The sequence below is a fragment of the Kluyvera sp. Awk 3 genome (assembly GCF_028069715.1).
GTDB classification, from domain to species: domain Bacteria; phylum Pseudomonadota; class Gammaproteobacteria; order Enterobacterales; family Enterobacteriaceae; genus Kluyvera; species Kluyvera georgiana_A.
Genome location: NZ_JANEWH010000154.1, coordinates 1 through 9,750, shown reverse-complemented (window position 1 = coordinate 9,750; position 9,750 = coordinate 1). Strand labels below are relative to the sequence as shown.

Here is a 9,750-nt window from a genome sequence, read left to right as displayed (position 1 = left end):
CTGTTAAACAAAATGATTTTGGATGCCGGCATTAATCCGTTTGTCGATCACATAAAATGAAAAACGTAATCGAATAGTCGAAAAACATAATGGAATCCCGCCCCGTAACTGTCAAAAATACCTCCAAAGAAACCGGTTTCATTACCAAAAATTAAAACGGGAGTGTATATGTCTACAGGGGATAGAATTTCTATTCGGGAGAAGATTGGCTATAGCCTTGGGGATGCCGCCAGTCATATTGTTTTTGACTCGTCAGTGGCTATTCTGGCCTATTTTTACACCGATATTTACGGCCTGCCGCCTGCGGTAATGGGCACTATGTTCCTGCTGGTCCGGCTGCTGGATGCAATAACCGATCCGATTATGGGGGCCATCGCCGATGCGACTTCTACGCGCTGGGGCCGCTTCCGTCCATGGCTGCTGGCGATTTGTGTGCCGTTTGCCGTCAGTTGCGTGCTGGTCTATTCCATCCCGTCTTTCTCGGATACCGGCAAAGTGGTTTACGCGGTCGCGGCGTATATCTTTATGACGCTGATGTACACCGCGATTAACATCCCTTATTGCTCGCTGGGCGCGGCGCTTACCTCCGACCCGCGCGAAAGCCTGTCTTTGCAGTCCTGGCGCTTTGCTATTACGCCGATTGGCGGCGCGCTGGGCACCGCGCTTATTCTCCCGCTGGCCGATTTCCTCTATCCGGGCGATCGGGCGACTGGCATCCAGGTTTCTATGGCTCTGTTTGGGGTGATTGGCTGCCTGATGTTTATCACCTGTTTCTTCACCACCAAAGAACGCGTTCAGCCGATCAAAGAAGAGAATCTCAATATTGCGCGCGACGTTAAAATTCTCTTCAAAAATGATCAGTGGCTGATTCTCTCCGTCTATAACTTCATGATGCTGGTTGCCGTGGTGCTGCGTGGCGGCGCGGTGGTGTATTACATCAATACGGTGCTGAATAAAGGCGCTGATATTATTTCTCTGTTTATGCTTGGCGGGATGTTTGCTTCCATGGCGGGGTCCGTGCTGGCAAAACCGTTTGGTACCCGTTTTTGCAAGGTGAAGCTGTCATTCTGGATTAACCTGCTCACCGCCGCATTTGGCGTTATTTGTTTCTTCGTTCCTCCGCAGGCATGGATAGCGATATTTGTCATTCACATTATTATTTCCATTATTCAGGGCGGCAACGGTGCATTGCAGTGGTCGATGATCACCGATACTAATAATTACGGCGAATGGAAAACGCAGCGTCGCATTACTGGTATGAATGTTGCGGCCAATATATTCATTATTAAGCTGGGGGTTGCCGTCGGTGGCGCCATTTTAGGTTGGGTATTGGCTTATTTCCATTACGAATCCGGCGTGGCTGTACAGTCTTCTTCCGCCGCTCAGGGCGTCATGCTGTTATTTACGATTGTTCCGGCGGTTTTTTATATTCTCACGGCGTTTGCCATTAAGTTCTACGGTTTAAACGAAGGTCGTATGAATAACGTGGTTGCGGATCTGAAAAACGGTACGTTCGCGAATACGTCGGCTCAGTAGTTCTGGGTAAAAAAAAGCCAGCTCGCTTGAGCTGGCTTTTTAACTAGTGAGCGCCTCCACCCCCGCTGCCTGCGCCAAATGGCGGTCTGGCGAACCATACCAGCCCCAGCAGCACCAGGAAGATCCCCGCCGAAATCCAGAAGATTTCATTGGCTGAGACAATCAGCCCCTGGTTGGTAATCTGCTGGGCTATCCAGCCGGAAGCCTGCTGCTGCGTCATCCCCATGCCTTGCAGCTGATCATACATCTGCTGGGCATTGGGGTTGAACGGCGTCACCGACTCGGTGAGCTGCGCGTGGTGCATCGCTTCACGGTTAGTCCACAGCGTGGTGGTAATCGACGTCCCGATAGAGCCTGCCAGCGTACGGGTAAAGTTCGACAGACTCGATGCGGCCGCCAGACGCTCAGGCGGTAGCCCGGAAAGCGTGATGGTGGTCAACGGCATGAAGAAGCACGCGACGGCGAAGCCCTGAATAAACTGCGGCCACGCCGAGGCGCCGAAGTCCATTCCCGGTTCGAAGGTGTAGGCACGCCAGTAGAAGCACACGGCATACATAATAAAGCTGAAGGTCACCAGACGGCGCATATCCAGCTTATGGGCAAAGCGGCCGATAATCGGCGACAGCAGCACCGGAATGACGCCCACCGGCGCTGAAGCCAGACCGGCCCAGGTTGCGGTATAACCGTAGACCTCCTGCAATAGCTGCGGCAGCAAAACAATCGCGCCGAAGTAGAGCATATAGGCCAGGCTGATACACAAACAGCCGATGGTAAAGTTTCGCGACTTAAACAACGATAGATCGACTATCGGGTTATCGTCGGTCAACTCCCAGACGATCAGGAAGCTCAGCGACACCACCGCCACGATGGTCAGCACGATAATTTCCGTGGAGTTAAACCAGTCGAGCTCTTTCCCCTGGTCGAGCATCACCTGCAGGCTACCAATCCCCAGCACCAGCAGCGCCAGGCCAATGCCGTCGATACGCCTTTGCTCGGTACGGGTCTCACGCCCGCGCAGTGTCTGGAGGCTTAACAGTACCACTATCGCGCCAATCGGCACGTTGATAAAGAAGATCCAGCCCCAGTGGTAGTTATCGCTGATGTAGCCGCCGAGGATCGGCCCGCAGATCGGAGCCACAATCACCGTCATCGACCACAGCGCCAGCGCGATTGAGCGTTTGGCGGGGGGATAGTTGCTGAGCAGCAGACTCTGCGACAGCGGGATCAACGGCCCGGCAACGATCCCCTGAATCACGCGGAAGAAGATCAGCATGCTCAGGCTGTTGGACATCCCGCACGCCCAGGACGCAATGACAAAGGCGACGGTCGACCACAGGAACAGCTTCACCTCACCGACGCGCTTCGCCAGCCAGCCGGTAATCGGAATGGAGATGGCGTTCGCGACCCCGAATGAGGTGATAACCCACGTCCCCTGGCTCAGCGATGAGCCAAGGTTACCGGCGATGGTGGGGATAGCCACGTTCGCGATGGTGGAGTCCAGCACCTGCATAAAGGTGGCCAGCGACAGCGCAATGGTCATAATGACCAGCTGCGCGCCTTCCAGCGGTTTTTGCTGTTGCATTACGCGCACCCCAGCATTAGTTGGCGTTGGCCTGGACGATGTCGTTAATCAGCTTGTTCACCGGATCGAGGCTGATTTCACGCGCATTGCTCTCGTAAACCGGGCTGGTACGAATCTGGTTAGCCAGCATCTGACCGTCGCGGTTGGAGGTATCAACCTTCACCAACGTAGAGAGACCGATACGCAGCGGGTGTTTCGCCAGCTGATCGGCATCCAGTTCAATACGCACCGGCAGACGCTGCACGACTTTGATCCAGTTACCGGTGGCGTTCTGTGCCGGCAGCAGCGAGAAGGCGCTGCCGGTACCCATATCGAGACCGACTACTTTCCCGGTGTACTTGACGTCGTCGCCGTAGATATCACTGATGACCGTCACCGGCTGGCCGATACGCATGTGCGCCAGCTGCGTCTCTTTAAAGTTCGCGTCTACCCACAGGTTGCTGGCCGGTACTACGGCCATCAGCGGGGTGGTTGGGCTAATCTGCGCGCCCGGCTGGACGGAACGGCGGGAAACATAGCCGCTCATCGGACTGACAATTTTGGTACGTTGCAGGGCAAGCCAGGCGTTACGAACGTCGGTTGCGGCCTGGCGAACCGTTGGCTGATCTTCCAGTTTGGTACCCAGAATCATCGCCTGGTTAGCGTTGTACTGTTGTACCGCCACATCGAGAGCCGCCTGAGCGCTGGTCACCGCATCTTTCGCGTGCTGCAGCTCTTCACGGCCAATCAGATTAGCGCTGCCCAGCGGAATACGACGGTTGAGGTCGGTTTGCGCCTGAGCCAGCGTGGTTTTGCGAATATCGATATTCGCCTGCAGCTGCTTGTTGTTGATCATCAACTGGCGCATCTGACGCACGCTGGAGGCCAGCTGGGTCTGCGCTTTTTCAAACGCCTGCTGGGCGTCGGTCTGGTCAAGCGTGACCAGCACGTCACCCTGCTGGATGTAGTCGGTGTTGTCGGCCCAGACTTTCGTCACGCTGCCGGACACCTGCGCCATGATTTGTACCTGGTTCCCTGCCACGTAAGCGTCATCGGTTTCTTCGAAGTGACGCAGAACCAAAAACCAGTAGGCCCCATAGGCCACGGCAATAATAACAAAGAGCAAGGTCAACAAGATGAGGGCGCGTTTACGTTTGCCTTTCTTGTTGGCGGGTTGCTGCGGGGTTTGAGTCTCCGCATTTGCGCTCATGTGATTCTCCACATTTCTTATTATTGATATCGGCAACGCCGACCTGTTTACCAGAAAGGCCAGCAGGGGTTATCTGCTGGCCTGTTTGTTTTCCTTGCGATCGCGGTAGTATCAGCGCAGGGCGTCGAGTACTGAGCCATCCTCTTCCATCTGATCCAGACGGGTAAGAAGTTTGCGGGTGATATGCTCAAGCTGATCTTTCTCAGCCGCGCTGAGAGACGACCAGAGCTGATGCAGGCAGTGATGCTGCGGAGGCAGAACCTCGTTCAGGAATTCGCGACCTTTGTCGGTGAGCTGCAGATGCAGGCAGCGGCGGTCATTGTCGCTTTCACGACGTTCAATCCAGCCGCGTTTTTCCAGTTCATCGGCGATGCGGGTGGCGTTGGTACGCGATGACCCGAGCGCGCAGCTGAGTTCGGAGGGCTGAATGCTGTGATTTTCTTGAGACTCCAGCGTGATTAGCGCCATAAACAACGTCTCGTTAATCCCTTGAGCTTTCAGCATTTTATTGCGGTTATCCAGCAGCTTACCCTGCATGTGCATGCACAGGCGAGTCAGGAGAATTTCCTGGAAAGGGAACTCTTCGCAGCGGCTGGCGCGAAATTTCAGCATTTGTTCAATGGGCGTAAACGAACTATCCATCTGGGCATTACCTCATTAGTTACAGCCGATATAGTAACGACAGTGACAAATAAAGTAAATGAATTATTGCCAGTAATTTATGTGATTGGTCTATGGCATAGGGGTGATGAATACGTATGCTCATCACCCCCTGGTCACTACTCGGCTGCCTGCCGATGGTAGCCCCACCACCAGACCAACAGGTTGGCGACGGATATCGCCGCGCCAGCCGCACAGACACCGAGCCAGCCGGCATGCTGCCAGGCCCAGGCCGACAACAGCGACCCTGCCGCACCACCGATAAAGTAGCTGGTCATGTAGCCTGCGGTGAGTCGGTTACGGGCGTCCGGCTGCACGCGATAAATCACCGTCTGATTGGTGATATGCACGCCCTGAACCGTCAGATCGAGCACCAGAATACCGATAATCAGCGCAATGGCGGAGGTCTGGCCGTACCCAATCGCCACCCAGGAAAGCAGCAGCAACACCAGGCCCCAGGTGGTTGTCAGGTGCGCTTTGCCTTTATCCGCCAGCCCGCCGACAGGACGTGCGCCCAGCGCGCCTGCCGCGCCCGCCAGACCAAACAGGCCGATCGTGCCTTCCGAGTAGTTGAACGGTGCGCCCGAGAGCAGAAACGCCATTGAGGTCCACAGAATGCTAAAGTTGGCAAACGTCAGGCAACCGAGCAGCGCGCGGGTGCGCAGCAGCTTATCGTGCGCAAAGAGGCTAAAGATGGAGCCGAGCAGCTGTGGGTAGTTGAGGTGCGTCTCCTGCTTGAGTTTCGGTAGGCCACGCCACAGGGCGAAGGCCAGTACCAACATCAGCACGCTGGCGACCCAGTAAACGGTACGCCAGCCGCCGAGGCTTGCCAGCAGTCCGGCGACGGTTCGCGCCAGCAGAATACCCAACAGCAATCCGCTCATCACGGTTCCGACCACCTTGCCGCGCTTTTCCGGTGAGGCGAGGGTGGCCGCCATCGGCACCAGAAGCTGCGCGACGACGGAGAAGAGTCCCGTAAGGGCGGTACCGAGGATCATCATGCCCAGCGAACTGCTGCTGGCGGTGATCAACATGCCTCCCGCGGCGAGCAGCGTCATGGTGACAATCAGCGCGCGACGTTCAAACATATCGCCCAGCGGTACGAGAAACAGCAGCCCGGCGGCGTAGCCTAACTGGGCGGCGGTAACGATAAAGCCCGCCTGTCCGGCGCTCAGTGAGAAATTACGGGCGATGGTCTCCAGCAGTGGCTGCGCATAGTAGTTACTGGCAACGGCGAGACCAGTGGCGATGGACATTAAGGCGATTAACGCTGGGCTAAGCCCGTGAGCAGGTTTAGTCATGGTATTAAGAATGTGAGGAAGAATAGGGACGATAATAACGAAAGGCAGGGAGATGCGGGAACATGTCGCGTAGCGGAACGTGCTTTTTGATGGCGGGCTGGCCTCGTACAGGCCGGATAAGACAAAGCCGCCATCCGGCGAACGGTGGCGGCTTTGTCCGATACAGCTACGCTTATCAGGCCTTATTCTGCGCGGCCAGCGCTTCTTTTACCCAGCCGTCAAATACCTGCTGGTGGGCTTTAATCCAGCCATCCACCTGGCCCTGAACGTCGGCTTCGGATGCCTTACCGGCATGCATCATGGAGTTCTGCGCGTTAATGTCAGACAGCGGCAGTTTCATAATGGCGAACAGTTTCGCGGCCGCCGGGTTTTTCTCAGCCCAGGCTTTGTTGGCGACGATGTGGATGGTGCTTACCGGGAAGCCGTAGTTAGCGCCGTTAGGCAGCTTGGTGTCGGCATCTTTCGGTACGCCCGGCAGGGAAGAGAACGGCACCTGCAGCCACACCACGTCTTTACCCGGTTTCAGCACATCGCTCACCCAGTACGGCGTCCAGGTGTAGTAGAAGATTGGTTTGCCTTCTTTAAAACGGGTAATGGTGTCGGCCATCATCGCCGCGTAGTTACCCTGATTATGATCGACGGTTTTGTTCAGGTCGTAAGCGTCCAGCTGGTGATTGATGGCCGCTTCACAGCCCCAGCCTGGCGTACAGCCAGTCAGGTCGGCTTTGCCGTTACCGTTGGTGTCGAACAGTTTGGCGATCTTTGGATCTTTCAGCTGAGCAATATTAGTGATGTGGTATTGATCGGCGGTTTTCTTATCGATCAAATAACCCTGTGCCGCGCCGCCAACCAGCGTCCCTTCACGATAGAACTTCTTATCCCCGCCCGCCGCGGCGTACATGTCGTTATGCAGCGGGATCCAGTTGACGGCAGTGAACGTCGCATCGCCGGCGGCGATCGAGGTGTAGCCGACGTTGTAATCGACTTCGTTCGGTTTACTGACGGTGTAGCCCAGTTTTTCCAGCGCGCGGCTCACCAGCAGCGTCTGGAAGGTCTCTTCTGACAGGGTGCTCTGCACCGGCTGAACGGTAATGCCTTTCCCTGGAAGGTCGGCAGCAAACGCGCTGGTGGAGACCAGCGTGGTAAAAGCAGTGGCTAAGACAAATGAGTGTCGCATCGTTGTTCCTTTAATAGTGATAGTCGTGGAGCGTTGGCCCGGCAGCGCGGGCCAACACGATGGTTACTTAGTGAAAGGGCGAAGCAGCAGACCCAACGGGCCGGTGCTGTACCAGCGGCGGTTGCCACGGCTGCGGGAGTCCCGGCCTACGGCCTGCGTCAGGCGGTCGAGGATAATGGCGAGGATAACGATCCCCACGCCGCCAACCGTCGCCAGGCCCATATCAAGACGGCCAATACCGCGCAGCACCATCTGACCCAGACCGCCGACGGCGATCATCGAGGCGATAACCACCATCGACAGGGCCAGCATCAGCGTCTGGTTCACGCCCGCCATAATGGTCGGCATGGCCAGCGGCAGCTGTACTTTGAACAGCATCTGACGCGGGCTGGCGCCGAAGGAGCGCGAAGCTTCAATCAGGTCCGCCGGTACCTGGTTAATCCCCAGAATGGTCAGACGCACAATCGGTGGCAGGGCGAAGATAATGGTTACCACTACGCCCGGCACGTTACCGATACCGAACAGCATGACGATCGGCACCAGGTAGACGAACGCCGGAGTTGTCTGCATCGCATCAAGCAGTGGGCGAATAATCTTCGCCGCCCGCGGGCTACGCGCCAGCCAGATCCCCAGCGGCAGGCCTATCACCACGCAGAACAGCAGGGCGGTGAGCACCAGCGCCAGAGTGATCATCGCCTGCGACCAGGCACCGATGGCGCCGATGGCAATCAGCGAAATAAAGGTCGCGATGCCCATCCCAACGCTGGAAATCTGCCAGGCAATCAGGGCGAACAGCACGATCGCCACCGGCGCAGGCATCCCCAGCAGCAGCTGCTGAAAGGCGCTCAGGATGTAATCGACAGGAACGCGAATGCCCTGGAACAGCGGACGGAAGTGCGTGACTACCCAGTCGATACCGTGCGTCACCCAGCTATCGAGCGGGATCAGCGTCTTATGGAACGGGTCCATAATGTCGAAGTGTTCAGGCTGTGGCGCAGGCGCGCTGTGCAGCCAGTCGGCGTTGCCGCCGGACGGTGCCGAAGCCGGTGAACCCCAGGCATCGGCGGAGTTAGCCGCGCTATCGGCGGCCGGTGTGGTATCCCACGGGTTAGATTGATCAGCCATTGTTGTTTGCCCCCTCGCGATCTAATGCCTGTAGCAGCATTCTTTTTGAAATAACGCCGACGTACTGCTGCTCTTCTCCAACAACCGGTACGGCGCAGGGGGCATGGCCCACATGAGAGAGCAATTCGCTGAGTGGCGTTTGCGCATCGACGGCCAGTGGCTCATCAAGAAGCGCCGCGTCAATTCCCTGGTTGGCTTTTAACGCCTCTTTCAGGGAATCAATGGAGACAATACCGACAAACTTATTCCCGCGTTCGATGACGTAGCCGTATTCACGGTCATCATCCTGCAGTAATTTGAGGGCTGAGCGCGGACCAAAGCCCGGTGTTTTACGGATCAGACCATCCGGATTACGGCGCGCAATATCCTTGGCGCTAAATACCTGGCTAATATCCACACCGCGGAAGAAGGTGCGGACATAATCATTTGCCGGATTATTCAGAATTTCATCCGGGGTACCGATCTGCACCACTTCGCCATTTTGCATAATGGCAATGCGATCGCCAATTCGCATAGCTTCATCAAGGTCGTGGGAAATAAATACCACGGTCCGCTGATGTTTGGCCTGTAATTTGACTAACTCATCCTGCATCTCGGTACGAATTAACGGATCGAGCGCCGAGAAGGCTTCATCCATTAACAGGATATCAGGGTTAATGGCCAGCGCGCGGGCTAAACCGACGCGTTGACGCATCCCGCCGGAGAGTTCGTCAGGATAAGCGTGCGCATAGTTTTCAAGGCCCACCTGGCGTAGCGCGTCCAACGCTTTCTCCTGGCGCTCTTTCACCGGCACACCGGCCAGATCCATGCCAAACGCGGTGTTATCCAGTACGCTCATGTGTGGCATGAGAGCGAATGACTGGAAGACCATTGCAATTTTTTTACGGCGGACATCGCGAAGCTCGGCGTCGGATATTTTGGCAATATCCACGCCGTCAATCAGCACCTGTCCACGAGTCGGTTCAATCAGACGATTGAGAAGGCGTACCATGGTGGATTTGCCGGAGCCGGATAACCCCATGATGACAAATATCTCGCCTTCTTCAATGGCCAGACTGGCATCTTTGACGCCAAGCGATAACCCTGTTTTTTCCAGAATTTGCTCTTTGCTGAAACCTTTGTCGATATATTTAAATGCTCGCTGTGGATGCTCGCCGAATATTTTATAAAGATTCTTAAT

The 9,750-nt window shown here is 56.0% G+C and carries 8 protein-coding genes; 1 reads left to right on the top strand and 7 read right to left on the bottom strand.

Annotated features, from left to right (window positions below):
* Positions 1-168: 168 nt before the first annotated feature.
* The gene (locus NNN71_RS21520; protein ID WP_249022856.1) at positions 169-1,536 is read left to right on the top strand and encodes a glycoside-pentoside-hexuronide (GPH):cation symporter; all 1,368 of its coding nucleotides are present in this window, start codon (positions 169-171) and stop codon (positions 1,534-1,536) included.
* Positions 1,537-1,579: 43 nt separating this feature from the next.
* Here NNN71_RS21520 and emrB read toward each other — a convergent pair whose 3' ends face one another.
* The 7 genes from emrB to proV form a co-directional block, all read right to left on the bottom strand.
* Complete coding sequence (gene emrB / locus NNN71_RS21515; RefSeq protein WP_163446252.1) at positions 1,580-3,118, bottom strand: multidrug efflux MFS transporter permease subunit EmrB; 1,539 nt, start codon at positions 3,116-3,118, stop codon at positions 1,580-1,582.
* A gap of 16 nt (positions 3,119-3,134) precedes the next feature.
* Entirely contained in the window at positions 3,135-4,307 is a 1,173-nt protein-coding gene (emrA, locus tag NNN71_RS21510) for a multidrug efflux MFS transporter periplasmic adaptor subunit EmrA (protein WP_064543230.1), read from the bottom strand.
* 111 nt (positions 4,308-4,418) lie between these two features.
* Positions 4,419-4,949: a transcriptional repressor MprA gene (gene mprA, locus NNN71_RS21505; RefSeq protein ID WP_163446251.1), complete on the bottom strand. Its 531-nt coding sequence runs from the start codon at positions 4,947-4,949 to the stop codon at positions 4,419-4,421.
* A 137-nt stretch (positions 4,950-5,086) separates the two neighbouring features.
* The gene (locus NNN71_RS21500) at positions 5,087-6,268 is read right to left on the bottom strand and encodes an MFS transporter (protein ID WP_167575174.1); all 1,182 of its coding nucleotides are present in this window, start codon (positions 6,266-6,268) and stop codon (positions 5,087-5,089) included.
* A gap of 175 nt (positions 6,269-6,443) precedes the next feature.
* Positions 6,444-7,445: a glycine betaine/L-proline ABC transporter substrate-binding protein ProX gene (gene proX, locus NNN71_RS21495; RefSeq protein ID WP_163446249.1), complete on the bottom strand. Its 1,002-nt coding sequence runs from the start codon at positions 7,443-7,445 to the stop codon at positions 6,444-6,446.
* A gap of 63 nt (positions 7,446-7,508) precedes the next feature.
* Positions 7,509-8,570: a glycine betaine/L-proline ABC transporter permease ProW gene (proW, locus tag NNN71_RS21490; RefSeq protein ID WP_064543237.1), complete on the bottom strand. Its 1,062-nt coding sequence runs from the start codon at positions 8,568-8,570 to the stop codon at positions 7,509-7,511.
* Positions 8,563-9,750, bottom strand: a 1,188-nt coding sequence (gene proV / locus NNN71_RS21485; RefSeq protein ID WP_271459296.1) for a glycine betaine/L-proline ABC transporter ATP-binding protein ProV, incomplete at its 5' end; no start/stop codon positions are given. The genes proW and proV, both read right to left, overlap by 8 nt.